Here is a 26,942-nt window from a genome sequence, read left to right as displayed (position 1 = left end):
ATCCCCTGCGTGCATTGAGGGGATGAAGGGAGCGGCTTACGCCAGATAGAACACCTCTTCCAGTTCGGCGCTTACCGGGCTGTTATCAGCATTCGCAGGCATCACGTCGCGCATATGTTTCCACCAGCGCTGACATACCTCGGTGCGGGCAACCGCCTCCCAGCGCGCTTCTGATTCAATCTCCACCGTGGCAAACAGCAGGTTGCGCGCTTTATCAAGATAGATGGCGTAATGGTGCGCGCCCGCCTCTTTCAGCACCGCTTCCAGCTCCGGCCAGATAGGGTTATGGCGACGCGCGTACTCTTCGTGCGCATCGGGGTTCACCTGCATAACAAACGCTTTGCGGATCATAATGCCTCCAGATAGAGCTCGCGCACCTCATCGCGGCTGGCGCTGCGCGGGTTGCAGGGTGCGCACGGATCGGCGAGCGCCTTATCCAGCCACCCTTCGATATCGGCTTCACACACACCCAGCGCACTAAAGCCTGAGGGAATACCGACTTTGGCACTCAGCGCGCGAATGGCAGCAATCGCCTGCTGGCTTGCCTCCTCCTCGCTCATCTCGCGGGTGTCGACGCCCATCGCCTGCGCGATGCGGGCGAAACGCGCCACCGCATGGGGACGGTTAAAGTTTTCGATGATCGGCAGCAGGATGGCGTTGCAGACGCCGTGCGGCAGATTGTGGGTCGCGCCCGGCTGGTGGGCCAGCGCGTGCACCAGCCCGAGACCGGCGCTGTTAAAGGCCATCCCGGCCAGATACTGCCCGTAAGCCATCTGTTCGCGCGCCTCAAGGTTACCGCCCTCGGCAACGGCGGTCGGCAGCCACTGGTTGATCAGGCGAATCGCCTCCAGCGCGTTGGCATCCGTTAGCGGATGCGCGCCCACGGAGACATAGGCTTCGACCGCGTGGGTCAGGGCATCCATGCCGGTTGCAGCGGTGACCGCCGCGGGGATCGCCAGCATCACGCTGGCATCGTCGACGGCGATATCGGGGATCAGGTTGGCATCAATAATCACCTCCTTCACCTGGCGCTCGCTGTCGATAATCACTGCGTTGCTGGTCATCTCCGCCGCCGTGCCTGCGGTGGTGTTGATTGCCACCAGCGGCACCCCGGCGTTTTTCACTTTGCCAACGCCGGAGTAAGCGGTCGACGGCCCGGGGTTCGCGGTGAGGATTTTTATCGCTTTCGCGGTATCGATCGGGCTGCCGCCGCCGAAGGCGATCAGGTAGTCACAGCCTGCCTGCTGATAGGCGGCAAACCCTTCCTGCACCAGCGCTTCGGTCGGGTTGGGGAAGACGCCATTAAACAGCTGATAGGGCATCTCGTGCGCCTTTAGCGCGGTAAACAGGCTGTCGAGCAGACCGAGTTTCACCAGTTGCCCGTCGGTGACAATCAGCGCCTTACCCCACGCTTTGTCTGCCACCAGTTTCACCATATCGCCAATTGCGCCCGCGCCGTGCAGGCTGATTTTCGGCAGTGCCAACATAAAGCTCATCATGTTTCTCCTTGATTTGGTTGAATCCTGACCGGCGGCAATGCTCCCTGTCGCCGGAAAAATTGCTTTGACGTAAGCCGCCATCCGGCAAGCCATGCCTGCATTACAGCCGCCTGCGCTGCAACAGGCGGCGGGTGAGGATCGGCAGTGAAATCACTACGATCAGCATCGCGCCGACAATAATCGACATCACAATCCCCGGCACGTTGAGCAGGCTCAGGCCAAAGGTCACCAGCCCCATCAAAAAGGCGGCGATAATCACGCCAACCATGCTGCCGGAGCCGCCGAGAATATTGACGCCGCCGAGCACCGCCATCGTCACCACGGAAAGCTCCCAGCCCAGCGCGATAGTTGGGCGCGTGCTGCCGAGGCGCGAAGTGAGCAGTACCGACGCCAGCCCCGCCATCAACCCCACCAGCGCAAAGAGGATCAGGTTGTGGCGTTTGACATTGATCCCTGCATACCACGCGGCGGTCGGGTTATTGCCGATGGCGTAAGTGCGGCGGCCAAAGTTGGTTTTATGCAGCAGAAAAGCAAACAGCAGCCCGAGCACAATAAAGAGCGCAAACTCGAACGACAACGCGCCCCAGACGTAGCCCTGGCCGAGCCACGCGAAGCTCTCTGGCCAGCTGTTCAGCGCCTGGTCGCCCAGCAGGATGTAGGAGATGCCGCGGTACAAGCTCATGGTGCCGATGGTGATAACAATCGACGAGAGGTTGAAGCGGGTCACCAGAAAGCCGTTGAACAATCCGCACAGCAGCCCGACGCCCAATCCCACGCAGACCAGCAGCGGCGTATCGACGCCCGCCTGTGCGCAAAAGCCCATCGCCGTTGAGCTGAGCGCGATGGTGGCGGCCACCGAGAGATCGATCTCTCTGGCGATAATCAACATCGCCATCGGCAGCACGATGATCGCCTTCTCGGTGAAGTTGAAGGTGGCGTCTGACAGGTTCCAGATATTAAGGAAGTAGGGTGAGGCGAGGGCGTTCACCACAAACACCGCCAGCGTCACCGCCAGTAAAAACCCCTCCCAGCAGAGCAGACGACGCAAGAGTGGCGTCTGCGCAGCCGGGCTTTTTACTGCTTCAGAAGTGAGGATTTTGCTCATGATTTCACCGCCTGTTTCTGCCGGGCCAGCGCCGCATCGCGCAGAATCAACCGCCCTTTGCGCTTATTGCCGCGCTCGTTGAGCAGCACCGCAATCACGATCACCGTGCCGGAGATCGCCATCTGCCAGAAGGGCGAGACGCCAATCACCGGCAGGGCATTGTTGATAACGCCGAGGAACAGCGCGCCAAATAGACAGCCGAGCACGCGCCCGCTGCCGCCCATGGTGCTGATGCCGCCAATCACACAGGCGGCTACCACCTGTAGCTCAAAGCCGTTGGCGACATCGACATAGGCGACGGCGAAGCGCGAGATCCACAAGTAGCCGCAGAACCCGGCCAGCGCGCCTGAAAGGCAGAAGCTGACAAACTGCATCTTGCCGGCGTTGATGCCGGTGTAGTAGGCCGCCGTGGCGTTGCCGCCTGCGGTATAGAGCGCCCGTCCGCTGCGGCTGTAGCGCAGGAAGTAGCCCACCAGCAGCAGCGCGGCGATGGCGCACCAGCTCAGCACCGGTAGCCCCAACAGCCCGCTGCGCGGCACGGCAAGAAAATCGGCGCTCATCTGGTTGGCGTTCACCCAGCCGCCGCCGGAGAGGAGAAAGATAATGCCGCGGTAGATGCTCATGGTGCCGAGCGTCACCACAATCGCCGGAATACCCAGTTTCCACACCAGCAGGCCGTTGATGATCCCCATCAGCAGCCCGAGCGCGGTCGCCAGCAGCAGCAACGCCCACACCGGCACATCCGGGTGATGGAAGTTAATCAGCGCGACAATCATGCCGGTGAGCGCCAGGTTTGCCGCCATCGACAGGTCGATCCCTTTGGTCAGCAGCACCATCATCTGCCCGAGGGCGAGAATGATCAGGATGGAAGTATCGTTGAACATCTCTACCAGGTTGCCGGGGCTGATAAAGGCGGGAACGCGGCTGCCAATAGCCAGCATCAGCAGCACAATCACCCCGCCGAGCAGCGCTTCACGATGTTTAAGCAGTGCGTTCATCATGCGGCCTCCTGCCCGGCACCGCTGGCGGCGCTGACAATGGTTTCTGCCGACGCCTCCCCGGCCCGGTAGTGCGCGACCATCAATCCTTCATGCATGACGATCACCCGATCCGCCATGCCCATCACTTCCGGCAGTTCGGAGGAGACCATAATCACCGCCAGCCCCTGTGCTACCAGCTCAGACATAAACTGGTGCACCGCCGCTTTCGAGCCGATATCGATCCCTTTGGTCGGCTCATCGAGAATAATCACCTGCGGCTGGGTGGCGAGCCACTTGCCAATCACCACTTTCTGCTGATTGCCGCCAGAGAGCGTCTCAACCGCCTGCTTCCAGCTAAAGGCTTTAACCTGCAAGCGGCGGGCGTACTCCTCCGCCAGCGCCCACTCTTTGGCGTCGTTCAGCACCCCGTTGGCGTTGAGCGTGCTTAGCTGCGGCAGGCTGATGTTCTGGGCAATCGACAGGGCGGTGATCGCCCCCTGCTGCTGGCGCTCTTCCGGCACGCAGACAATCCCGGCCTGAATCGCATCCGCTGGCTGGCGGAACTGCACCGCTTTTCCGTTAAGGATAATGCCACCAGAGGCGGGACGCGTTACGCCGCAGAGCGCCTGCATCAGCTCGGTACGCCCGGCACCTACCAGGCCATAAAAGCCGAGGATCTCCCCTTTGCGCAGGCTGAAGTTGATATGGGCGAACTCGGTGGCATGGCAGAGATCGTTTACCTCCAGCACCACCTCGCCCGGCTCGCAGGCGATTTTCGGCCAGCTCTGGCTAATCGCGCGCCCGACCATCAGCGTCACCATCCGCGCTTCGGTAATCTCGTTGATAGCACCGGATTCGATAAAGACGCCGTCGCGCAAAATGGTGTAGTGATCCGCCAGTTCGAAGATTTCATCGAACTTGTGCGAGATAAAGAGGATCGCTTTCCCCTCCTGCTTCAGGCGCTCAACGATGTGGTAGAACTCCAGGATCTCGTGCTGTGAGAGGGCGGCGGTCGGCTCGTCGAGGATCACCACCTGCGCATCGAAGGCGAGCGCGCGGGCAATCGCCACCATATGGCGCTGGGCAATGCTGAGGGTTTTAAGCGTCGCGCGCGGATCGATCTGCACCTCCAGCCGGGCTAGGAGTGCCCGTGCCTGCTGGTGCATGGCGGGCCAGTCGAGCTTTTTCAGCAGCCCTTTATAGAGATAGTGGCCAACAAAAATATTTTCGGTGACCGACAGCTCGTCGAACAGCACCGTCTCCTGGTGAATGGCGGTAATGCCCACTCTGTGCGCCGCATCGGGCGTCGGCAGAGAGATGGGGATCGCTTTATAGAGGATCTCGCCCTCATCAGGCTGATAAATGCCGGTCATTACTTTAACCAGCGTCGATTTGCCCGCGCCGTTCTCGCCAATCAGGGCGGTTACGTGGCCAGGCCAGAGATCAAGCTGTACGTTCTCAAGTGCGCGCACGCCGGGAAAGCGTTTGCTGATGCCCTTAAGCGACAGCAGTGGGGTGGATGCCGTCATGATAACTCTCCGGTTTTGCCCCCTCCCGTCAGAGAGGGGAAAGGGTCAGAACATCTTCGAGAACTTATCAATATTGCTGGCATCGTAGACGAAGGGTTGCGCCATCGCGCCATTGCCGTCGGCATCCAGCGTCACTTTCCCTAAGCGGCCCATGCTGGCTTCCGTTTTCGTCGCCGTCCCTTTCACCAGATCGTTTGCTAAATAGGTGGCGGCATAGCCGAGATCGATCGGGTTCCAGATGGCAAAACTTTTACTCGCGCCGGATTTGATGGCACCCGCCATTTCAGAGGGCAAGCCGAGACCGGTAACGTAGACTTTGCCGATTTTTCCCTGATCCTTCACCGCCTGCGCGGCGGCGACAATGCCGACGGAGGAGGGGGAAACAATCACTTTCAGATCCGGATAAGACTTCAGCAGGCCGACCGCTTCGCGGTAGCTTTTATCGGAGAGGTCGTCGCCATAGGCGACGGTGACCAGATTGACGGAGGGGTACTTCGGCAGCACCTTTTTCATCTCCGCAATCCAGATATTCTGGTTGGTGGAGGTTGGCGTGGCGCTCAGAATAGCAACGTCGCCCTTCTCAACATTCAGCGCTTTCAGCGCATCGGCGGCAAGCTTGACGTTGGTTTCGCCAATCAGCGCGTTGTTGGAGGGGTTAAGGTGGATCTGCCGCCCGGCTTTTGCCACGCCGGAGTCCCATGACACCACTTTGATACCGCGCTGCATCGCTTTTTTCAGCACCGGCACTACCGCGTCCGGATCGTTGGCGGAGATGGCGATCGCATCTACCCCCTGGGCGATCAAGCCGTTCAGCACTTCGATCTGCGCTTCCGCGGTGGTGGTGGTCGGCCCGGTGTAGATCACTTTAACGTCGCCTAACTCTTTCGCTGCCTCCTGCGCGCCGGTGTTGGCGGCTTCAAAAAAACCATTCCCTAACGATTTCGCCACCAGGGCGATTTTCACTTCGGCGATGGCGGAACCGGATAACGCCATCATGACAACGGTGAGGATCAAGCTTGCTTTTGTTTTCATTGCTCGTACTCCACGGATGACACTCCCGTCTGCTTTCGTGTTGCCGAAATCACTGGGAGTGGTTTTTTGCAGGTGAACAGAGTTCGCCCCGTCTGCGTGAGCGGGGCGCGTTTTTTTAGTGGTACAGATCTAACGCCGATTGCAGCGGGTTGACGCCGAAGCGTTTGCCCAGTGCGATCAGTTCTTCACGGGTGATGGTCTGTTTCATACCGCCCATCGAATAGACTTTGACTAACACCTCGGCGGATTTTTCTGCGGTGTCGATCAGGCCAAAAGCTTCATCCAGCGTCGGGCCGCTGCCGAAAACGCCGTGGAATGGCCACAGCACCAGCGAATGTTTCTGCATGTCGTTGGCGGTGGCGCGGCCGATTTCATCGGTGCCCGGCACCATCCACGGCAGAATGCCGACGCCGTCCGGGAAGACCACCAGGCACTCGGTGCTCCCTTCCCACAGCTTGCGGGTAATCAGATCCGAGCTGTTTTCCAGCACGTAGGTCAGGGCGATAAGGTTGGTGGCGTGGCAGTGCATGATCACCCGATCTTTGCCGCCGGTCGCCTGGATGCGCTCGCAGTGGGACAAGAAGTGCGCCGGCAGTTCGGAGGTCGGTACCGCTTCGTTAGTCAGCCCCCACAGGATGTGGTAACCGGCGCCGTCGCTGTCGACTTTGACCACGCCGAGGTTGGCTGTTGGATCGAGCTGCACGTTGCGGAAAAATTTGCCGGAGCCGGTGACGATAAACGGCGTGTTGGCGAGCAGCGGCATTGGCTGGCTGAGGGGAATGTAGCGCGGCTGCGGGTGGAAATCTGCTTCATAGGGCGCAATATCCGCATCGTCGAGACGCAGGGTCAGGTTGCCGCCGTTGCGCTCGTCCCAGCCTTTTAGCCAGGCGTCGGTCGTCGCTTTGATCATCCCCTGGACGAACCAGGCGTTAATAATGGTCTGCATGTATGGAGTTCCTGTTGGTTCTGTTGCCGGATGGCGCTGCGCTTATCCGGCCTACGTGAATCGGTTTCTCTTTAATCCGCCATCCGGCACTGCTTCACTGGCGCTGGCGTAATACCGCTTGCTCATACGCCCGCACGCTCTCAAGCCACTGGCTGCCGACGGGGGTGTCGTGGCGCTGGCAATAGATCTCCCACACCGCCTGCCACGGCAGGGATTTCTGCTCTTCAAGCAGCGCAAGGCGCGCGGTGTAATCGCCATCGGCTTCCAGCTGGCGCAGCTGTTCAACCGGCTCAAGCAGGGCGCGCAGCAGCGCTTTTTTCATATTGCGGGTGCCAATCACCCACGCGGCGATACGGTTGATAGAGGCGTCAAAGAAGTCGAGGCCGATATGCACGCGGTCGAACAGCTGGTGGCGAATGATCTCGCTGGCAATGGCCTGGGTTTCATCATCCAGCAGCACCACGTGATCGCTGTCCCAGCGCACCGGGCGGCTGACGTGCAGCAGCAGGCGCGGCACATAGAGCATGGCGGCGGAGATTTTGTCGGAGATCACCTCCGTCGGGTGGAAGTGGCCTGCATCCAGGCAGAGCGCGGTCTGGCGGCTGGTGGCGTACCCCATATAGAACTCATTCGAGCCGACGGTGTAGCTCTCGGCACCGATGCCGAACAACTTGCTCTCCACGGCATCAATATGGTGCGCCGGGTTCAGTTTCTCGCTCATCGCTTCGTCCAGCGCGGCAAGCAGACGCTGGCGCGGGGCCAGGCGATCGACGGTGACATCCTTCATGCCGTCCGGCACCCAGATATTCATCACCGACGGCGTGCCGAGCTGCTCGCCAAACGAGGCGGAGACGCGGCGGCTGGCCTTCACGTGATCGATCCAGAACTGGCGAACCTCATTATTGGCATGCGAGAGGGTAAAACCGTCGGCGCTGAGCGGGTGCGAAAAGCAGGAGGGGTTAAAATCGAGCCCCAGTTTGTTGGCTTTCGCCCACTCAACCCAGTTTTTAAAGTGCTCCGGTTTGATCTCGTTACGCGCCACGGGCGCATCGGCTTCATGATAAATCGCATGCAGATTGAGGCGCTTAGGTCCGGGGATCAGGCTCAGCGCCTGCTCAAGATCGGCGCGTAATTCGGCGGCGTTGCGCGCTTTACCCGGATAGTTGCCGGTGGCCTGAATACCGCCGGTCAGGCTGCCTTCCGGGTTTTCGAACCCGGCCACATCGTCGCCCTGCCAGCAGTGCATTGAGACCGGCAGGCGATCCAGCTGGCGCAGCGCCTCCTCGGCATCAATGCCGACCGCGGCAAAACGCTCTCTGGCAATCTCCCAGGCCTGTTCAAGTTGAGTGGTCATGCGCAAAGCTCCTTTGTCTGTCGTTTTTGCTGAAAACGCGCGACATAGCGGGCGATTTCATTATCAGAATCGGGGGTAAAGGTGAGCAGGGGGTGGTTAGCCGCCACCACCTGACGGAACTGATCGACGTTGGTCAGCTCATCGAGCGTCATTAGCTGTACGCCAATATTGCCGAGCGTTGAGGCTTCAACCGGCCCGGCAACCACCGGCAAACCGCAGGCGTCGGCGCAAAGCTGGTTCAGCAACTGGTTCTGGCAGCCGCCGCCAACAATGTGCAAGCGGGTAAAGGGCTTGCCGCGCAGCGTTGCCAGCTCGCTCAGCACATCGGCATAGAGCAGGGCGAGGCTGTCGAAGATGCAGCGCGCCAGCTCGGCGGCGCTCTGCGGCACCGGCTGATCCGCGTCGCGGCAGGCGGCCTGGATTTCGGCACTCATGTTCTCCGGGTTGATAAAGCGCTCATCGTTCGGGTTGATGACGAAGCGGCAGACCGCGATCTGTTCAGTGAGAGCGATAAGCGCGGGCAGGTCGCTGATCTTCTGCTCTTTCAGCACCCGCTGTAGCAGCCACAAACCCATGATGTTTTTCAGCACCCGGTAGCGCCCCTCGGCACCGCCCTCATTGGTGATATTGGCTGCGAGCGCGGCGTCGCTGGTGTAGGGCGTTTTGCTCTCAAAGCCCATCAATGACCAGGTGCCGGAAGAGAGGTATGCCGCATCGTTATCGGCCAACGGCGAGGCGATCACCGCGCTGGCGGTATCATGGCTGGCAACGGCGACCACCGGAATGGCGTTGCCCTGCGGGCAGATCCAGTCACCAATCACATTCCCCGGATGGGTCGGTGTGCCAAACCAGCTCGCGGGCACCCCGGCCCAGTCGAGCAGCGTCGTGTCCCAGTTGTCGGTGTTGATATTGACCAGCTGCGTGGTGGTGGCGTTGGTGTACTCCCAGTTGCGCTGCCCGGTCAGGCGGAAGCTGAAGTAGTCCGGGATCAGCAGAGCGTGCTCCACCTGCGCTACGGTGTGCGGCTGCTGTTCCGCCAGCGCGCGCAGCTGATAGAGAGTATTAAAGGGGAGAAACTGGATGCCGCTGCGGCGATAGATATCGGCTTTGCCCGGCTGCTGGAAAGCGCGCTGCATAATGCCGTCGGTACGGCTGTCGCGGTAGGCGATTGGCAGGCCGACGCGTTCGCCCGCGCGGTTAATCAGCACATAATCGACGCCCCAGGTATCAATGCCGATGCTGTCAGGCTGTACGCCGGATTCGCATACCTTTTGCAGCCCGCTGCGGATCTCGGCTTCCAGGCGGTCGATATCCCAGCAGTCAAATCCATCAACTCTTTGTAAGCAGTTAACAAAGCGGTGAATTTCCTGAAGCGTCAGCGCCCGGCTCTGGCGATCGTAACGCGCCAGCATTACCCGTCCGCTGGAGGCACCTAAATCAACCGCGACGCAGTGGCGAAAAGTCATGATGAGGTCCTTCAAAGAGTCATTGCGGACAGTCTAAAAAAGCGGGCGTGGGGTCTACCTTCTTGCTACTGACAGCGGCAAGGGGGCGCTGGCAAGAAAGCAAAGATGAACGTGAGAGAGTTCACATATTCCAGTGATGACGCGGCGTTGCGCCATTGTGACTCTCGCCACATTTCCCGATCTTTCCGGGCGTTTCTTGAAAAACGGGCAGCTTATGCGCGAAATGGTGTCGAAAATTAAAGGTGAGGTTGGCCGCCCTTAATTACTATTTTGAGACTGTTTCTCATTTGCTGGGGCGATCATGACCATACTGCATAGCGTTGATTTCTTTCCGCCAGGTAAATCACCGGTTGCCATTGAGCCGCGGCTGCCGCAGGCGGCTTTCCCTGAGCATCATCATGATTTTCATGAGATTGTGATTGTTGAGCATGGCTCCGGCATTCATGTCTTTAACGGCCAGCCTTACACCATCAGTGGCGGCACGGTCTGCTTTGTGCGCGATCACGACCGCCACCTCTATGAGCACACCGATAATCTCTGCCTGACCAACGTGCTCTACCGCTCGCCGGACGCTTTCCAGTTCCTTGCCGGGTTAAACCAGCTGTTACCGCAGGAGCAGGAGGGGCACTACCCGTCGCACTGGCGGGTGAGCCAGCAGACGCTGGGGCAGGTGCGCGGCATTATCAGCCAGATGGAGGCGCAGGGCGCGGAGCTGGAAACCCACGATATTGCTAACCGCGAAATGCTCTTTATGCAGTTGCTGGTGCTGCTGCGCCGTAGCAGCCAGCAGGCGGAGATGGGCAACAGCGACGCACGGCTTAACCAATTGCTGCTGTGGCTGGAGGATCACTTTGCGGAGGATATCTGCTGGGCGTCGCTCGCCGAGCGCTTCACGCTCTCGTTGCGCACGCTGCATCGCCAGCTCAAACAGACCACCGGCATGACGCCGCAGCGCTACCTGAACCGCCTGCGACTGATTAAAGCCCGCCATATGTTGCGTCACAGCGATGAGAGCGTAACGGATATCGCTTTTCGCTGCGGATTTGGCGACAGTAACCACTTTTCGACCCTGTTTCGCCGCGAGTTTAGCTGGTCCCCGCGCGAGATCCGCCAGGGGCGCGATACGCTGCTTCAGTAACGAGAAGAGAATCACCGATTTTTGGCTGCGCTTTGGCTAATAATGTCAGGTTAGTGCACGCAGAGGTGATGATGTGACAGGCCAGCTTATTCTTCGTCGGGACGACTTCTTTCCGCGCGCCGGTCAGGCGGTGGCGGTGGCGGATCGCTACCCGCAACATGTGTTTGCCGAACACACCCACGAGTTTAATGAGCTGGTGATGGTGTGGCGCGGCAATGGCCTGCATGTGCTCAACAACCGCCCGTACCGCATTACGCGCGGCGATCTCTTCTATATTCGCGCCGAAGATTGCCACTCTTACGCCTCGGTTAACGATCTGGTGTTGCAGAACATCATCTACTGCCCGGAGCGGCTGACGCTCAATCTGGACTGGGCGGGACTGATCCCGGGCTTTAGCGGCGGAGCGTGGAGCCCGCACTGGCGCATCGGCAGCAGCGGCATGACGCAGGCCCGCCAGGTGATCGCCCAGCTGGAGCATGAGAGCAATAAGAGCGACCCGCTGGCGAATGGAATGGCGGAAACGCTCTTTGCCCAGCTGGTGATGACCTTAAAACGCCACCGTTTCGCCGCCGATAATCTTGCCGCCACTCACAGCGAAGCGCTGCTGGATAAGCTGATCACCGCCCTTTCCGGCAGCCTGAATCGCAGCTTTGTGCTTGAGCAGTTTTGCGACCAGGAGCAGTGCAGCGAGCGCGCCCTGCGCCAGCAGTTTCGCTCCCAGACCGGCATGACCATCAATCACTATCTGCGCCAGCTGCGCATCTGCCACGCGCAATATCTGCTCCAGCACTCGGAGCAGATGATTGGCGAAATCGCTATGCAGTGCGGTTTCGAGGACAGTAACTACTTTTCGGTGGTCTTTAGCCGCGAAGTGGGGATGACGCCAGGACAGTGGCGTCATCGCAGTCGCGCCGCCGCCTGATTAGCTCGCCATACCGAGGCCGACAATATTGGCCGCGATAATAATCACCACGCAGCCGAGGCTCAGTACGCTGACCGGCTGACGCCCGGCGTTTTTCCACTCCTTCAGCACCAGCCCGACAATGCCGCCGCACAGCACGTAGAAACTCATGTGCAGCATCCAACTGATGTAGTCATACTGCGCCGGAATGCGGGCGTGGCCCCAGGCGTAGAAGAAGAATTGCAGATACCACATCAGCCCGCCGAGCGCGGAGAGCAGAAGATTGCTGATAATCAACGGCGTTGCCAGCGAGAAGTCCGCTTTGACCGATAAGTTCTTTACTTTTGCCAGGCGGATAATGCAGAAGCCAAGGTTGACCAAAGCGCCGCCGCCCATGATCACCACATAACTTGGCAGCGCGGTATAGAGCGGATCGATGCCCAGCGCGGCGGCGGCATCGTGCATCGGTTTGGCGGCGTTCATCGCAAAGGACATCCCGGCTGAGAAGATGCCGCACATGACCGCCAGCGCCAGCCCTTTCTTCAGATTGAACTCTTCGGCTTTGATGCCCATCTTGCGCTCTTTCAGCTGGCCGGCGCGCGTCACAATGCCGACGCCAATCAGGGCGACCAGCACACCAAGCAGCGTCATCCGGCCACCATCGGTATGGATCAGCACGCCGAAAGTGCCGTTGAGCACCGGCGTCATCAGGGTGCCGACAATCAGCGTGATGCCGATAGCGATACCGATACCCATCGACATGCCGAGATAGCGCATCGTTAAACCGTAATTGATATTGCCGACGCCCCACATCGCGCCGAAGAGAAACACCGGCAGCAGGGTGGAGGCATTAAACGAGCTGAAATAGGCCCAGAAATCGGGCAGTAACAGCGCGCTGATGCTCCAGGGGAGGACTATCCAGGAGACAAGGCCGCCTATCGACCACATCGTCTCCCATGACCACTGTTTGACCTTTTTGAACGGGGCATAGAAACAGGCAGCACTGGCCGCGCCTATCAAATGCCACAAAATACCCATCGTAATCGCGTTACTCATTGTGCACTCCTTTTGTTTTTATGGCCGGGACAGAGGTCGCCGACTCGCAGAGTGTAAAAATCAGTAAACGATTTAACCTTGAGACGATTGCCGCGCTGCGCCTGGCGCTGGCAATCAGGGCATGATGGGAATGAGCAGCTTCACAATTTCAAGAACATAACTAAAATAGATAACCTTATAGAAACTACGGCATTGATAAACATTTTCAATATCACGTAATTAACTATAATGATCCAACTGCTTACGCGGCGTTAACAAATCCGCCGCCAGACTAAAAATGGAGATGAAAATGAGCTATACACTGCCCGCTCTGCCGTATGCGTATGATGCCCTTGAGCCTCATTTCGACAAGCAGACGATGGAAATCCATCACACTAAACATCACCAGACCTACGTAAACAACGCTAACGCCGCGCTGGAAAACCTGCCGGAGTTCGCAAGCCTGCCGGTTGAAGAGCTGATCACCAAGCTGGACCAGCTGCCGACCGACAAGAAAACCGTACTGCGCAACAACGCGGGCGGCCACGCTAACCACAGCTTGTTCTGGAAAGGCCTGAAAGTCGGCACCACCCTGCAGGGCGATCTGAAAGCGGCTATCGAGCGCGATTTCGGTTCCGTGGACAACTTCAAAGCTGAATTTGAAAAAGCAGCAGCAACCCGCTTCGGTTCCGGCTGGGCATGGCTGGTGCTGAAAGGCGACAAACTGGCTGTAGTTTCTACCGCAAACCAGGACTCCCCGCTGATGGGCGAAGCGATCTCTGGCGCATCCGGCTTCCCGATCATCGGCCTGGATGTGTGGGAACACGCTTACTACCTGAAATTCCAGAACCGCCGCCCGGACTACATCAAAGAGTTCTGGAACGTGGTGAACTGGGACGAAGCAGCAGCGCGTTTCGCCGCTAAAAAATAAGTTCGCACACTCCTCCACGCTTGCGTGAGGTCAACCCCCGTCCGGCTCCGCCGTCGGGGGTTTTTTATTGCCTGCGGTTTACCTTCGCGAGGTGATATTAAACAGCTGGTCGACAATGGCACACTGCGCGTCGCTGAGCGTGCCGCCGATGCTGCGCGAGACGGGCGTCGAGTAGGCAAATTTGCGTGACACCGCGGTTTTGATGGTGGTGACAAAATCATCCCCGATGGCGTAGATCGCCATAAACTTGCCGATCTCCTGCTGTGCCTTGCTGAGGGCATCAAGATCGCCGGTGCGCCAGGCTTCTCTCGCCTGCACAAACAGCTCTGGCATAACGTTATTCAACCCGGAGATCACCCCTGCGCCGCCTGCCAGTAAGTTCGGGATGTAGTACTCGTCGTAGCCGCTCAACACCGCGAAATTTCGGCGTACCGCCTGGGTGGCGAGGATCATATTCCGCGTGTGGGACTGGCAATCGACCGTATCTTTGATGCCGACGAAAGCAGGAAACTCGGCGGCAAGGGTGGCGACCAGTTCCGGCGTTAAATCGCAGCCGGTGCGCGCCGGGAAGTTATAGGCGAACCACTTGCCCTCAACCGCCTGGCCGATGGCGCGGAAATAGTGCAATAACTGCCCGCTGGTCTGCCCGTAGTAATAGGGTGGCAGCACCATTACTGCGTCATACCCGACGCGCCTCGCCTCTTGCGCCATGCGCACCACATCAGAAAAGCAGGGGGAGGAGACATTAGCTACCAGCGTGCCCGGCGTCATCACCCGCGCTTCGCGGATAAGCATTAAGCGCTCTTCCAGCGAGAACGAGGCAAACTCCCCAATGCTGCCCATCAGCAGCACAACATCGACTTTTGCCGCGTCCAGGCGGGCAATATGTCGCGCTAAGCCTGCCAGATCGATACTCCCTTCACGATCCATCGGCGTGATGGAAGGGCACCAGACGCCGGAAAATGGAACTGTAGTGGCCACGTCGCTCTCTCCTCGTTTAATGAAATTGCGTTTCAAAACTCAGAGTAAGTGATAACACGGCATGGCGTCAGACACGCGCATTAATGTCTCATTTTCGCCGCTTCGGGTGAGAAAAAAGTGTGCTCTAATAACGCGACCAACAACGGAGTTCCGGGAGGGAAGATGCGCCATCAGGTTAACGTTTTCAGGGGCAAGATAAGGGATTATGAGGGCAGCCGACCGAGCGCCATCGCCAAATTGCAGGTGCAGGGCGAGCTGACCCTGACCGAACTGGGCCTTGCCGGCGATGAGCAGGCAGAGAAAAGCTACCACGGCGGGGCGGATCGCGCGCTGTGCCACTACCCGCGTGAACACTACACGCACTGGGCGCAAGCCTTCCCGCAACAGGCCGCACTTTTTTGCGCGCCCGCCTTCGGCGAAAACCTCTCTACCGTCGGGCTGACGGAGCAGAATGTTTTTATCGGCGATATCTTTCGCTGGGGCGAGACGCTGATTCAGGTGACGCAGCCGCGCTCGCCCTGCTTTAAGCTCAACTACCACTTCGGCATTGAGGATATGGCCACGCAGATGCAGGCGAGCGGCCGCGTGGGCTGGCTCTACCGGGTGATTGCCGCAGGTAAAGTCGCCGCTGACGCGCCGTTAGAGCTTGTCTCAAGGGTAAGTGAGGTCAGCGTTCATGAGGCGGCAGCGATCGCCTGGTATCAACCGTTTGATGATGAGCAGTATCAACGCCTGCTGGCGGCGGCAGGGTTATCGGCAAGCTGGACGCGCACGATGCAGAAGCGACGCCTGAGCGGCAAAGTTGAGGATAACTCTCGGCGGCTGCGCGGATAAAAAAACGCCCCCTCCGGTGGGAGAGGGCGCATTATCAGGCGCGTCTATAGAGCGGCAGCCAGAGGGTTAAGCGTAAACCGCCTAACGGGCTGTCGTCCGCTTTCACCCAGCCTCGATGCTGCTGAATTGCCGTTTCGACAATCGCCAGCCCAAGGCCAGTGCCGCCCGATTCGCGGTCGCGCGCTTCGTCGGTGCGGTAGAAGGGACGGAAAATCTGCTCGCGATCTTCCGCGCTGACGCCTGGGCCGTCATCATCGACGTTGATGGTGATGCCCTCTTTATCCACCGCAAAACTCACTTCGATTTTGGTGTGGGAGTAGCGCAGCGCGTTGCGGACAATATTCTCCAGCGCACTCTCCAGCGCGTTGGGGTTGCCATACAGCGGCCAGGGTCCGGGCGGGAAGGTGACCGTCAGGGATTTGCCCATCTGCTCGGCTTCGAACGCGGCGTTATCCAGCACCTCATGCCACAGCTGATTGGCTTTCACCGTTTCGCTGACCAGCGCGTTTTTCTGCTGGTTGCGCGACATCACCAGCAGATCGTTGATCATGCTGTCCAGCCGCTGCGCCTCGGTTTCAATGCGCTCCAGCTCTTTGCTCTCTCCGCTACGACGACGCAATAGCGCGGTGCCAAGTTGCAGGCGCGTCAGCGGCGTGCGCAGCTCGTGAGAGATGTCCGACAGCAGACGCTGCTGCGCGGTCATCATGCGCTCCAGCGCGCTCACCATCTGGTTAAAACTGGCCCCAGCGGCGAGAAACTCCTGCGGCCCGGCTTCCAGCTCCGGATGCTGACGCAGGTTGCCTTGCGCCACCTCATCCGCCGCATTTTTCAACTTACGCGCCGGTTTTGCCAGGCTCCACGCCAGCCACAGCAGCAGCGGTGAACTGATCAGCATGGTGACGATCAGCAGCAGCAGCGGGCGGTCGAACAGCAGGTTGATAAAATCAGATTGCGAATTGCTGGCAGGGCGAATCAGATAGAGCTGGTAGTTATCTTCCCCGTCGCGAATGGAGAAGGGGCCAACCATTTCGACGCGGCCATACTTTTTCTTCTGCGGATGATCGGAGTTATCGGCCTGGCCGATAAAGTTGCGGATGATCTGCATTTCGCTGCGCTCCGCGCCGATCACGCGCCCTTCGCTGGTGACCAGCAGCAGACGTTGACCGGGCGGCGCCCATTTGTCGATGGCGCGAAACAGCCTGCGCCACCACATCAGATCGTTCGGCGGGTCGTTAGCCAGCTCCGCTTCCACATGCTGTTCAATCATCAGACCCTGGCGCTGCTCGCTGTCGAGCAGCTCCGTCATCTGGCGGGAGTCCAGCTTGGGCACCATCAATACCAGCATCAACACCAGCGCCAGGGTTAACCAGAAGATGGCGAAGATGCGGGCGGTCAAACTTCCTATCATGAAGCGGAGACCATCAGATAACCGCGGCCGCGCAGGGTTTTAAACCACGGATGCCCATCTTTACGCTCCGGCAGTTTGCGGCGCAGGTTGGAGATATGCATGTCGATGGCGCGATCGAACGGCGTCAGGCGTTTACCCAGCACTTCCTGGCTCAGGTGTTCACGCGACACCACCTGGCCTAAATGCTGAGCCAGCAGGTAGAGCAGGGTAAATTCGGTGCCGGTAAGCTCCAGCGACTGACCGTCAAAGCTCGCTTCCTGGCGGCCAGGATTAAGGCTGAGCGCGTCCACTTCCAGCGTCGGCGAACCGCTGTCGCTGTTCTGCTGCTGTTCGCTCCAGTGGGAGCGGCGCAAAATCGCGCGAATACGCGCCACGAGTTCACGATCGTTAAAGGGTTTCGGGAGATAGTCATCCGCGCCCAGCTCGAGGCCGAGAACGCGATCCAGCTCGCTGCCGCGGGCTGTAAGCATGATTACCGGTGTCTGGTGTGTCTGGCGAAGCTCTTTAAGGGTATCAATGCCGTTTTTCTTCGGCATCATCACGTCGAGCAAAAGCAAATCGATGCTGTCATCAAGGAGGTCGAGCGCTTGTTCACCGTCATGGGCAACGAGCACGTTAAAACCTTCCATGTCGAGAAGTTCCTTTAACAAGGAAGTCAGCTCTCGGTCATCATCTACTAAAAGGATTTTATTCATTGTTTAAATACCTCCGAGGCAGAAATTACGTCATCAAGCGTCGCTAATCCATGACTTTACGTTGTTTTACACCCCCTGACGCATGTTTGCAGCCTGAATCGTAGACTGATTTTCGTTCACTCGTGAGACAAATAGGTTACTGGAGTAAATGATGCGCATCGTTACCGCTGCCGTCATGGCCTCAACGCTGACATTAAGCGCTGTTAGCCAGGCTGCTGAAGCCGTAACAGGCGATAACTGGCACCCCACTGAGGGGATTGCACAGCGCAGTGTTCAGAGCCATATGTTCGACGGTATTAATCTGACCGAACATCAGCGCCAGCAGATGCGGGATCTGATGACACAGGCGCGGCACGACCAGCCACCTGTTAATGTTAGCGAAATGGAGACAATGCACAGCCTTGTCACCGCAGATAAATTTGATGAAACCGCTGTACGCGCTCAGGCAGAAAAAATGGCGCAGGAGCAGGTCGCTCGCCAGGTTGAGATGGCGAAAGTCCGCAACCAGATGTACCACCTGCTAACGCCGGAGCAGCAAGCGGTTTTAAACCAGAAGCACCAACAACGGATGGCAAAGCTGCGTAACGTTGCGCAGATGCAAAAAAGCTCCCCGTTGACGGTAATGAGTAGTAGCAGTACCAGGTAACAACCCCTGTTTTTCCTTGCCATAGACACCATCCCTGTCTTCCCCCACATGATGTGGGGGTTTTTTTTGCTCGCAATTCCGGCCCCTATTTTCTCCATTGCTCCTTTTGCTATCCGTTATAATTCCGCCAACGACAAGCAGGAGCGTGTATGAAAGCATCTTATGGACGGCTGGTCACACGGGCGGCAATGGCGGCAACCATCATGGCGTCGCTGCTGCTGGTGATTAAAATCTTCGCCTGGTGGCATACCGGTTCGGTCAGTATTCTGGCGGCGCTGGTCGATTCGCTGGTGGATATCGCCGCGTCGCTCACCAACCTGCTGGTGGTGCGCTATTCGCTGCAACCGGCGGATGAGGAGCATACGTTCGGGCACGGCAAAGCGGAGTCGTTAGCCGCGCTGGCGCAGAGTATGTTTATCTCCGGCTCCGCGCTGTTCCTCTTTTTAACCGGCATTCAGCATCTTGCCCGGCCGGAGCCTTTGCAGGCCGCGGGAATTGGCGTTGCCGTTACGCTGGTGGCGCTGCTCAGCACTGTGATTCTGGTCACCTTTCAACGCTGGGTTGTGCGCAAAACACACAGCCAGGCGGTGCGCGCGGATATGCTTCATTATCAGTCTGATGTTATGATGAACGGCGCTATTCTCATCGCGCTTGGGCTGGCGTGGTATGGCTGGCACCGGGCGGATGCGCTGTTTGCGCTGGGTATCGGCGGCTATATCTTGTACAGTGCGTTGCGTATGGGATATGAGGCGGTACAGGCGCTGCTAGATCGCGCACTACCCGATGGAGAGCGCCAGGAAATTGTTGATATTGTCACTTCCTGGCCGGGCGTCAGAGGCGCTCACGATCTTCGCACGCGGCAGTCAGGGCCGACCCGCTTTATTCAAATACATCTGGAAATGGACGATCACCTGCCGCTGGTTGAGGCGCATCTTGTCGCTGAGCAGGTAGAGCAGGCGATTTTGCGCCGTTTCCCCGGCTCCGATGTGATTATTCATCAGGATCCGTGCTCAGTTGTTCCTCAAGGACGATAAGCCCGCAGAGGCTTTCGTAACGCGTTTTTTAAGTGTGGGTCAGGCAGTGAGGTTGTGTATAAAATACCCCCATTTCGCCTGACCTGAATCAATTCAGCAGTAGTGGATTGAGATACTATTTGCAGCATTGTTGTTCGCTCCCCGTGGGAGTTGCTTCGGGCCACAGAATTTTATTTTGCATTCCTAAGTTCAGAGGTAGTCATGATTAAAAAAATCGGTGTGTTGACAAGCGGCGGTGATGCGCCAGGCATGAATGCCGCCATCCGCGGCGTTGTCCGTGCAGCATTAACAGAAGGTCTGGAAGTTGCAGGTATCTACGACGGCTACCTGGGCCTGTATGAAGACCGGATGATCCAGCTCGACCGCTACAGCGTGTCTGACATGATCAACCGCGGCGGTACCTTCCTCGGCTCTGCCCGCTTCCCGGAGTTCCGCGAAGAGCATATCCGTGCCGTGGCTATCGAAAATATGAAAAAGCGCGGCATTGACGCGCTGGTCGTTATCGGCGGCGACGGCTCCTACATGGGCGCGAAGCGCCTGACCGAAATGGGCTTCCCGTGCATCGGTCTGCCGGGCACCATCGATAACGACGTTGCCGGTACCGACTACACCATCGGCTACTTCACCGCGCTGCAAACCGTGGTTGAAGCGATTGACCGCCTGCGCGACACCTCCTCTTCACACCAGCGTATCTCCATCGTTGAAGTGATGGGCCGTTACTGCGGCGATCTGACCCTGGCCGCAGCCATTGCCGGCGGGTGTGAGTTTATCGTTCTGCCGGAAGTGGAGTTCAACCGCGAAGACCTGGTCGCCGAGATCAAAGCCGGTATCGCCAAAGGTAAAAAACACGCGATTGTGGCGATCACCGAGCACATCTGCGATATCGACGAGCTGGCGAAGTACATTGAGAGCGAAACGCAGCGCGAAACTCGCGCGACCGTGCTGGGCCACATCCAGCGTGGCGGTTCGCCGGTGCCTTACGACCGCATTCTCGCCTCCCGCATGGGCTCCTACGCTATCGATCTGCTGCTGCAGGGCTACGGCGGCCGCTGCGTCGGCATCCAGAACGAAAAAATGGTGCATCACGACATCATCGACGCGATTGAAAACATGAAACGTCCGTTCAAAGGCGACTGGCTGGACTGCGCGAAAAAGCTCTACTAGTACGCAATACGCCCTCTCCGCTGAGGGCGTTTTTTTACCTCAACATATTCCCCAAAGTTATAGCCAATCTTTTTTTATTCTTTAATCATCGGATCCCTTTCTGGCAGGCTGGTGTTATCAAAATTGACAACCGAAGAGAGCGGGCAATGAATAAATGGGGCGTGGGCTTAACGCTGCTGCTGGCTTCCAGCAGCCTACTGGCAAAAGATATCCAACTGTTGAACGTGTCTTACGATCCGACGCGTGAACTGTACGAGCAGTACAACAAAGCGTTCAGCGCGCACTGGAAACAGGAGACCGGCGACAATGTGGTGATCCGCCAGTCGCACGGCGGCTCCGGCAAACAGGCGACATCGGTTATCAACGGTATTGACGCCGATGTGGTGACGCTGGCGCTGGCCTATGACGTCGACGCGATTGCCGAACGCGGCCGTATCGACAAAAACTGGATCAAACGCCTGCCCGACAACTCTGCACCCTACACTTCGACCATTGTCTTCCTGGTGCGTAAAGGCAACCCGAAACAGATTCATGACTGGAACGATCTGGTAAAACCGGGCGTCTCCGTTATCACGCCGAACCCGAAAAGTTCCGGTGGCGCACGCTGGAACTACCTGGCGGCCTGGGGCTACGCTCTGCATCAGAACGGCGGCGATCAGGCTAAAGCGCAGGAGTTTGTTAAAGCGCTGTACAAAAACGTCGAAGTGCTCGACTCCGGCGCGCGCGGCGCGACCAACACCTTCGTGGAACGCGGGATTGGCGATGTGCTGATTGCGTGGGAAAACGAAGCGCTGCTGGCGACCAAAGAACTGGGCAAAGATAAGTTTGAGATCGTCACCCCGAGTGAATCTATCCTCGCCGAGCCGACCGTGTCGGTGGTTGATAAAGTCGCGGATAAAAAGGGCACTCAGAAAGTGGCGGAAGCCTATCTGAAATATCTCTACTCGCCAGAAGGGCAGGAGATTGCCGCGAAGAACTTCTACCGCCCGCGTGATGCGCAGGTTGCGGCGAAGTACGCCAGCGAATTCCCGAAACTGAAATTGTTCACCATTGATGATGTGTTCGGCGGCTGGAGCAAGGCGCAGAAAGAGCACTTCGCCAACGGCGGCACCTTTGATGAGATCAGCAAACGCTAATTTTTACTGTTAAACCAGCCGGATGGCGTCAGTGCTATCCGGCAAATTCGGGGTGTCGCTTCGTTTAATTTTTGCGCTATTATGCCGTTTCTTTCAGCAAAGGAAGCGGAAAATGAAAACTGTTAAACGTCTTATGATTGCCCTGCTGGTCCTGATTATTGTTGCAGCCGCAGGTGTATGGATTTGGATGAAGTTCACCAGCAACCCGGACGCGTTGCGCCAAATCGTCTTTCAGCAGTGCCTGCCCAATATGCGTAATCACAACAACCCCGCACCCTGCGAGCAGGTTAATTTCAAAAACGGCTATGTGTTAATGAAGGACCGCAACGGCCCGTTGCAGTACTTGTTAATGCCCACGTACCTGGTTAACGGCACCGAAAGCCCGGTACTACTTAAGCCTGCGACGCCGAACTTCTTCTGGCAGTCCTGGCAATCACGGGATGTGATGAGCACCCGGCGCGGCAGCCCGATCCCGGATGAGGCGGTCTCGCTGGCGATTAACTCCCGCTCTGGCCGCACCCAGAACCATTTCCATATTCATATCTCCTGCCTGCGTACCGACGTGCGCGAAAAGCTTAATGAGAATGCCGGGCGCATTAGCAGCCAGTGGCTGGTCTTCCCCGGCGGGCTGCTTGGCCATGAGTATTTAGCCCGGCGCGTAACGGCGGCAGAGCTGGCGCAGCGCAGCCCCTTCCTGATGCTGGCGGAAGAGGTGCCGGATGCGAAAGAGCATATGGGACGCTTTGCACTGGCGCTGGCGCAGCAGTCGGACGGCTCGTTTGTGCTGCTGGCGACAGAGCGAAATCTGCTGGCATTAAACCGCGCATCGGCGGAAGAGATTCAGGATCATCAGTGCGAGATCCTCAAATAACCCCACCATAATTCGCATTTACTCACTCTGCCTGTCCCCGTAGACTTGCTGAAAAAATCTACAGGAGACAGGCATGTCGCTCTGGCTTTCACACCCTCTGTTCCTTCCCTCTGTTATTGTCGGTATCACCATTATTCTCTGGGCGACGTCGCTGTTGCCGGAGTTCATCACCGCGCTGCTCTTTTTCACCGCTGCGATGATCGCGAAAATCGCGCCGCCGGAGGTGATTTTTGGCGGCTTTGCCTCGTCCGCTTTCTGGCTGGTGTTTAGCGGTTTTGTGCTTGGCGTCGCCATTCGCAAAACCGGGCTGGCGGATCGCGCGGCGCGGGCATTGTCGGCAAAGATGACCGGCTCCTGGCCGCAGATGGTGGCAAGCGTGGTGCTGCTCAGCTATGCGCTGGCGTTTGTTATGCCCTCCAACATGGGGCGAATTGCGCTGTTAATGCCGATTGTCGCGGCGATGGCGGCACGCGCTGGCATCAATGAGGGCACACGCGCGTGGTATGGCCTGGCGCTGGCGGTTGGCTTCGGCACTTTTCAACTTTCGGCAACCATTCTGCCTGCCAACGTTCCCAATCTGGTGATGAGCGGCGCGGCGGAAGGCTCCTACGGTATCCATCTCAACTATTTGCCTTATCTGCTGCTGCACACGCCGGTGCTGGGGATCCTGAAAGGTGCAATTCTGATTGGCCTGATCTGCTGGCTCTTTCCCGGTAAACCGCAGGCGATGCGCGAAGCGCTGCCTTCTACGCCGATGAGCGGGGATGAGAAGCGGCTCGCGTGGCTGCTGGCAGTGGTGTTGACGCTGTGGGTAACGGAGAGCTGGCACGGCATTGGCCCGGCGTGGACCGGGCTGGCAGCCGCCTTCGTTACGCTGCTACCGCGCGTTGGCTTTATCTCCGGCGATGAGTTCTCCAGCGGGGTAAATATCCGCACCTGCATCTATGTCGCCGGGATTTTGGGGCTGGCGATCACCGTGACGCAAACCGGTATCGGTAGCGCGGTGGGCGATGCGCTGCTGCATGTGATGCCGCTTGATGCCGAACGCCCGTTCACCAGTTTTCTCGCGCTCACCGGCATTACCACCGCGCTCAATTTTATTATGACCGCCAACGGCGTCCCGGCGCTGTTTACCACGCTGGCGCAAAGCTTTGCCGACGCGACCGGTTTCCCGCTGCTGTCGGTGATTATGATTCAGGTGCTGGGGTATTCGACGCCGCTGTTGCCCTATCAGGCTTCGCCGATTGTGGTGGCGATGGCGCTCGGTAAAGTGCCTGCGCGCGCGGGGATGCTGCTCTGTCTGGCACTGGCGCTGGTGAGTTATCTGCTGTTGCTGCCGCTTGATTACGCGTGGTTTAAAGTACTGGGGAAATTGTAGAAGAGACCCTCTCCCGGGCGGGAGAGGGTAGCAGCATTACGCCTGTTTAGCGGCTTCAGCAGCTTTAACGATCACTGCGAAGGCGTCGGCTTTCAGGGAAGCACCGCCAACCAGCGCGCCGTCGATATCCGGCTGGGCAAAGAGTTCTGCCGCATTGCTGGCGTTAACAGAACCGCCGTACTGGATGATCACTTGCTCAGCCACTTTCGCGTCGGCTTTAGCAATGTGGTCACGGATAAATTTGTGCACGGCCTGAGCCTGCGCCGGGGTAGCGGATTTGCCGGTACCGATCGCCCAAACGGGTTCGTACGCGATAACCACGCCTTCGAACGCGCTCGCGCCCTGCGTTTTCAGCACGGCGTCGATCTGGCGAGCGCACACTTCTTCGGTTTTACCCGCTTCGTTTTCCGCTTCGGTTTCACCGATGCACAGCACCGGAACCAGACCCTGCTCTTTCAGCACGGCGAATTTTTTCGCGATCAGCTCATCGGATTCAGCGTGGTAAGTACGACGCTCAGAGTGGCCGATGATGATGTATTTTGCGCCAATATCTTTCAGCATTTCAGCGGAGGTTTCGCCGGTGAACGCGCCAGAGAGGTTGGTATCAACGTTCTGCGCGCCAAGGATGATGTGGCTGCCGTCAGCGGCGTGTTTTGCCAGATCCAGGTAGAGGTTCGGCGGCGCAATCGCCACGCCGCAGCCTGAAACGCCCGCCAGTTCGGTACGCAGGTTGGCAATCAGTTCGTTTACCATGTGGCGGCTGCCGTTCAACTTCCAGTTACCCATCACTAAAGGATGTCGCATTTTTACTCTCCACGCGCTTGGCGAATTAATGAAAATGGCCGCCCCTCAGGGCAGCATGGTCTGAGAAACAGTATAGAGATCCCTCCCCTGAAAGGCTTTGCTTTTTGTCATTTATTGTTCCCTTCCAGAGGTTCAGATAGCGTTAGCTTAATCGGTTCAACCGCGAAGGTTAGCCCCTTTTCCCCGTTGTCTGCCACCACATAGCGCACCGCGCCTTCCGTCTCAGCGTAGTAGGCCTTGTTTTTGCCGTTGGTCAGCACTTTTTGCAGTTTCTGCATGCTTTGCGCTGCGGTCATGGTCGGAGAGAAGGCGCGAATAAAGGCGCTCATATACTCCTGCGCCTTCGCTTTCGTCGCTTTCTGCTCCGGCCCCTGCACCGGTAGCCAGGTGATCTGCATCGATTTGATCTTTAACGTGCCGCGCTCCAGCGCCGTGGAGGCATAGAGATAATCATTGATACGCGTCGCCGCGCGCGTCAGGTTGGCACGATCGCTGCGGCTGTCGACGGCGCGGAACTCGTTCAGCGCAAGGGTGGGATTGTCGGTATTAAACTTCTCCCGGAACTGGCTGATAGATTCATCAAAGGTAGGCGCGCCCGGCAGTAAGTAGGGCGCAGTGACGGCGGCTGGCGCCTCCTCTGCCCAACCCGGCGCGCAGAACGCCAGCGCGGAAAAGAGCAGCCAAAAGTGGTAACGCCGTGCTTTCATTCACATCGCCCTCTGTAGAGTGTGCTGACGATTAAAACGAGATTGGGCGGCCTTGTCAAAAACTCCCGCCGCCAGGGTACACTAGCCGCTATTACGATAATAAGGAACCTTACATGGGCATACAGCAGTGGTTGTTTTCGTTTAAGGGGCGCATTGGACGCCGCGATTTCTGGATCTGGATGGTGCTGTGGGTGATAAGCATGACCCTGCTGTTTGTGCTGGCGAATAATGGCATGCTCGATTTTCAGACGGCGGCGTTTATCCTCGTCTGCCTGATCTGGCCGACCGCCTGCGTGATGGTCAAACGGCTGCACGATCGCGGTCGTCACGGCGGCTGGGCGCTGCTGATGGTGCTGGCGTGGATGCTGCTGTCAGGTAACTGGGCGATCCTCGACGGTACGCTGGCGTGGGCGGTGGGACGCCTGATCCCGGTGGCGATTATCGTGGTAATGATGATCGACCTGGGCGCGATGCTCGGCACCCAGGGCAAAAACCGTTTTGGCAATGAGACGCTTGAGGTGAAGTTCCGCTGATTACCAGTAGTGCTCAGCGGTGATATGCCCCGGACGGCGGCGCAGGTGTTTGGCCATCTGCCGGGTATCTTTCAGTAACTGTGTGGTGTCGCGCACCATCTGCGGGTTGCCGCACAGCATCACATGGCTGGTCTCGGCGCTCATCGGCAGACCGACCGCTTCCTCCAGCGCGCCGCTCTCAATCAGCGCCGGAACGCGCCCGGTTAAAGAGCCGGAGAGCGTCTCGCGGCTGACCACCGTCTGAATGCGCAGCTTTCCTTCATAGCGCTTTTGCAGCTCCAGCATCAGCGGCAGGTAGCTTAAGTCCGCGCCGTAGCGCACCGCATGCAGCAGGACGATATTTTTAAACCGTTCGAGATCTTTCCCCTCTTGCAGCATCGACAGATAAGGCCCGATGGCCGTACCGGTCGCCAGCATCCAGAGCGTCTCGCACTCCGGCACCTCTTCCAGCACGAAAAAGCCGGCGGCTTCGCTGACAATTAACAGCTCATCGCCCGGTTGCAGGGCGGCCAGGCGCGGGCTCAGTTTGCCTTCCGGAACGGTGACGAGATAGAACTCAAGATCGGGATTGCTCGGCGCGTTGACATAGGAGTAAGCGCGCTGCACGCGCTCGCCGTCAATCTCCAGCCCAAGCTTAGCGAACTGTCCGGCAGTGAAAGGTTGAACGGGGGCATGTACGGTGAGGCTGAAGAGTGCATCGGTCCAGAATTCCACCTTTGTGACTTTTCCTGTTACCCAATCCGCCATGGTTCTCTCCTGTTCTGTAACGTTGCCTTATCCTGGTGGTTGTCGCCTGAGATTTCCAGCCCGCGCGGGCCGGAAAGCTCAATTGAAC

27 protein-coding genes are annotated in these 26,942 nt (G+C 58.3%); 11 read left to right on the top strand and 16 right to left on the bottom strand.

The features are described 5' to 3' along the window. Positions 1–36: 36 nt before the first annotated feature. The 9 genes from rhaM to rhaB form a co-directional block, all read right to left on the bottom strand. Positions 37–351 (bottom strand): L-rhamnose mutarotase, encoded by a 315-nt coding sequence (rhaM, locus tag N7V53_RS21060; protein ID WP_054804141.1) that lies wholly within the window; start codon positions 349–351, stop codon positions 37–39. Beyond that, positions 348–1,496 (bottom strand): lactaldehyde reductase, encoded by a 1,149-nt coding sequence (fucO, locus tag N7V53_RS21055; RefSeq protein ID WP_279794839.1) that lies wholly within the window; start codon positions 1,494–1,496, stop codon positions 348–350. Before fucO ends, rhaM begins: the two co-directional genes overlap by 4 nt. A gap of 103 nt (positions 1,497–1,599) precedes the next feature. Next, the gene (locus N7V53_RS21050) at positions 1,600–2,604 is read right to left on the bottom strand and encodes an ABC transporter permease (protein ID WP_279794812.1); all 1,005 of its coding nucleotides are present in this window, start codon (positions 2,602–2,604) and stop codon (positions 1,600–1,602) included. Further along, positions 2,601–3,605 (bottom strand): ABC transporter permease, encoded by a 1,005-nt coding sequence (locus N7V53_RS21045; protein WP_279794810.1) that lies wholly within the window; start codon positions 3,603–3,605, stop codon positions 2,601–2,603. Before N7V53_RS21045 ends, N7V53_RS21050 begins: the two co-directional genes overlap by 4 nt. After that, a complete protein-coding gene (locus tag N7V53_RS21040) occupies positions 3,602–5,113 on the bottom strand; it encodes a sugar ABC transporter ATP-binding protein (RefSeq protein WP_279794808.1) in 1,512 nt (503 codons plus the stop codon). Before N7V53_RS21040 ends, N7V53_RS21045 begins: the two co-directional genes overlap by 4 nt. Positions 5,114–5,158: 45 nt before the next feature. Further along, positions 5,159–6,145, bottom strand: a complete 987-nt coding sequence (rhaS, locus tag N7V53_RS21035) for a rhamnose ABC transporter substrate-binding protein (RefSeq protein WP_023479368.1) — start codon at positions 6,143–6,145, stop codon at positions 5,159–5,161. A gap of 115 nt (positions 6,146–6,260) precedes the next feature. Next, positions 6,261–7,091 (bottom strand): rhamnulose-1-phosphate aldolase, encoded by an 831-nt coding sequence (rhaD, locus tag N7V53_RS21030; RefSeq protein WP_023479304.1) that lies wholly within the window; start codon positions 7,089–7,091, stop codon positions 6,261–6,263. A gap of 94 nt (positions 7,092–7,185) precedes the next feature. After that, positions 7,186–8,445, bottom strand: a complete 1,260-nt coding sequence (locus N7V53_RS21025) for an L-rhamnose isomerase (protein ID WP_279794805.1) — start codon at positions 8,443–8,445, stop codon at positions 7,186–7,188. Continuing rightward, positions 8,442–9,911, bottom strand: a complete 1,470-nt coding sequence (gene rhaB / locus N7V53_RS21020; RefSeq protein WP_279794803.1) for a rhamnulokinase — start codon at positions 9,909–9,911, stop codon at positions 8,442–8,444. Before rhaB ends, N7V53_RS21025 begins: the two co-directional genes overlap by 4 nt. A 301-nt stretch (positions 9,912–10,212) precedes the next feature. Between rhaB and rhaS (N7V53_RS21015) the strand changes: the two genes are divergently transcribed. Together rhaS (N7V53_RS21015) and rhaR are read left to right on the top strand one after the other, a co-directional pair. After that, positions 10,213–11,049: an HTH-type transcriptional activator RhaS gene (rhaS, locus tag N7V53_RS21015; RefSeq protein ID WP_023479306.1), complete on the top strand. Its 837-nt coding sequence runs from the start codon at positions 10,213–10,215 to the stop codon at positions 11,047–11,049. A 73-nt stretch (positions 11,050–11,122) separates the two neighbouring features. Next, positions 11,123–11,971, top strand: coding sequence for an HTH-type transcriptional activator RhaR (gene rhaR, locus N7V53_RS21010; protein WP_279794801.1), 849 nt, complete (start codon positions 11,123–11,125; stop codon positions 11,969–11,971). Here rhaR and rhaT read toward each other — a convergent pair whose 3' ends face one another. After that, positions 11,972–13,006 carry an L-rhamnose/proton symporter RhaT gene (gene rhaT, locus N7V53_RS21005; protein ID WP_279794799.1) on the bottom strand — a complete coding sequence of 345 codons (1,035 nt, stop codon included), beginning with the start codon at positions 13,004–13,006 and terminating at the stop codon, positions 11,972–11,974. 289 nt (positions 13,007–13,295) lie between these two features. Here rhaT and sodA point away from each other — a divergent pair, with 289 nt between their 5' ends. Continuing rightward, complete coding sequence (gene sodA, locus N7V53_RS21000; RefSeq protein WP_023479369.1) at positions 13,296–13,916, top strand: superoxide dismutase [Mn]; 621 nt, start codon at positions 13,296–13,298, stop codon at positions 13,914–13,916. Positions 13,917–13,994: 78 nt separating this feature from the next. Here the strand turns inward: sodA and N7V53_RS20995 are convergent, their stop codons facing one another. Further along, complete coding sequence (locus N7V53_RS20995) at positions 13,995–14,897, bottom strand: dihydrodipicolinate synthase family protein (RefSeq protein ID WP_279794798.1); 903 nt, start codon at positions 14,895–14,897, stop codon at positions 13,995–13,997. Positions 14,898–15,059: 162 nt separating this feature from the next. On the opposite strand from N7V53_RS20995, the gene yiiM reads away from it, so the two are divergent. Next, positions 15,060–15,731 carry a 6-hydroxyaminopurine reductase gene (gene yiiM / locus N7V53_RS20990; protein WP_279794796.1) on the top strand — a complete coding sequence of 224 codons (672 nt, stop codon included), beginning with the start codon at positions 15,060–15,062 and terminating at the stop codon, positions 15,729–15,731. A gap of 34 nt (positions 15,732–15,765) precedes the next feature. Here the strand turns inward: yiiM and cpxA are convergent, their stop codons facing one another. Both cpxA and cpxR read right to left on the bottom strand, forming a co-directional pair. Then, the gene (gene cpxA, locus N7V53_RS20985; RefSeq protein ID WP_023479308.1) at positions 15,766–17,139 is read right to left on the bottom strand and encodes an envelope stress sensor histidine kinase CpxA; all 1,374 of its coding nucleotides are present in this window, start codon (positions 17,137–17,139) and stop codon (positions 15,766–15,768) included. After that, entirely contained in the window at positions 17,136–17,834 is a 699-nt protein-coding gene (gene cpxR / locus N7V53_RS20980; RefSeq protein ID WP_034812606.1) for an envelope stress response regulator transcription factor CpxR, read from the bottom strand. Before cpxR ends, cpxA begins: the two co-directional genes overlap by 4 nt. 151 nt (positions 17,835–17,985) lie before the next feature. On the opposite strand from cpxR, the gene cpxP reads away from it, so the two are divergent. From cpxP to N7V53_RS20950, 6 genes are all read left to right on the top strand, one after another. Further along, the gene (cpxP, locus tag N7V53_RS20975) at positions 17,986–18,480 is read left to right on the top strand and encodes a cell-envelope stress modulator CpxP (RefSeq protein ID WP_023479354.1); all 495 of its coding nucleotides are present in this window, start codon (positions 17,986–17,988) and stop codon (positions 18,478–18,480) included. Between the two features lie 149 nt (positions 18,481–18,629). After that, positions 18,630–19,514, top strand: a complete 885-nt coding sequence (gene fieF / locus N7V53_RS20970; protein ID WP_076768848.1) for a CDF family cation-efflux transporter FieF — start codon at positions 18,630–18,632, stop codon at positions 19,512–19,514. Between the two features lie 201 nt (positions 19,515–19,715). After that, complete coding sequence (gene pfkA / locus N7V53_RS20965; RefSeq protein WP_023479317.1) at positions 19,716–20,678, top strand: 6-phosphofructokinase; 963 nt, start codon at positions 19,716–19,718, stop codon at positions 20,676–20,678. Positions 20,679–20,824: 146 nt separating this feature from the next. Further along, positions 20,825–21,814, top strand: coding sequence for a sulfate ABC transporter substrate-binding protein (locus tag N7V53_RS20960; RefSeq protein ID WP_279794791.1), 990 nt, complete (start codon positions 20,825–20,827; stop codon positions 21,812–21,814). Positions 21,815–21,926: 112 nt separating this feature from the next. Next, positions 21,927–22,685, top strand: a complete 759-nt coding sequence (locus N7V53_RS20955) for a CDP-diacylglycerol diphosphatase (protein ID WP_023479314.1) — start codon at positions 21,927–21,929, stop codon at positions 22,683–22,685. 73 nt (positions 22,686–22,758) lie between these two features. Next, complete coding sequence (locus N7V53_RS20950; RefSeq protein WP_054804132.1) at positions 22,759–24,063, top strand: SLC13 family permease; 1,305 nt, start codon at positions 22,759–22,761, stop codon at positions 24,061–24,063. 36 nt (positions 24,064–24,099) lie between these two features. On the opposite strand, the gene tpiA is transcribed toward N7V53_RS20950, so the two are convergent. Beyond that, the gene (gene tpiA, locus N7V53_RS20945; RefSeq protein ID WP_023479339.1) at positions 24,100–24,867 is read right to left on the bottom strand and encodes a triose-phosphate isomerase; all 768 of its coding nucleotides are present in this window, start codon (positions 24,865–24,867) and stop codon (positions 24,100–24,102) included. A 107-nt stretch (positions 24,868–24,974) separates the two neighbouring features. Then, complete coding sequence (locus N7V53_RS20940; RefSeq protein ID WP_023479319.1) at positions 24,975–25,574, bottom strand: DUF1454 family protein; 600 nt, start codon at positions 25,572–25,574, stop codon at positions 24,975–24,977. Between the two features lie 113 nt (positions 25,575–25,687). On the opposite strand from N7V53_RS20940, the gene N7V53_RS20935 reads away from it, so the two are divergent. Next, positions 25,688–26,107: a DUF805 domain-containing protein gene (locus tag N7V53_RS20935; RefSeq protein WP_279794789.1), complete on the top strand. Its 420-nt coding sequence runs from the start codon at positions 25,688–25,690 to the stop codon at positions 26,105–26,107. On the opposite strand, the gene fpr is transcribed toward N7V53_RS20935, so the two are convergent. Continuing rightward, positions 26,108–26,854, bottom strand: coding sequence for a ferredoxin--NADP(+) reductase (gene fpr, locus N7V53_RS20930; RefSeq protein WP_023479366.1), 747 nt, complete (start codon positions 26,852–26,854; stop codon positions 26,108–26,110). Between the last annotated feature and the right edge of the window lie 88 nt (positions 26,855–26,942).

This window comes from Kosakonia sp. HypNH10 (genome assembly GCF_029850615.1).
GTDB classification, from domain to species: domain Bacteria; phylum Pseudomonadota; class Gammaproteobacteria; order Enterobacterales; family Enterobacteriaceae; genus Kosakonia; species Kosakonia cowanii.
The sequence above is the reverse complement of the archived record's forward strand: the minus strand, read 5'-3'. Positions and strand labels throughout refer to the sequence as shown.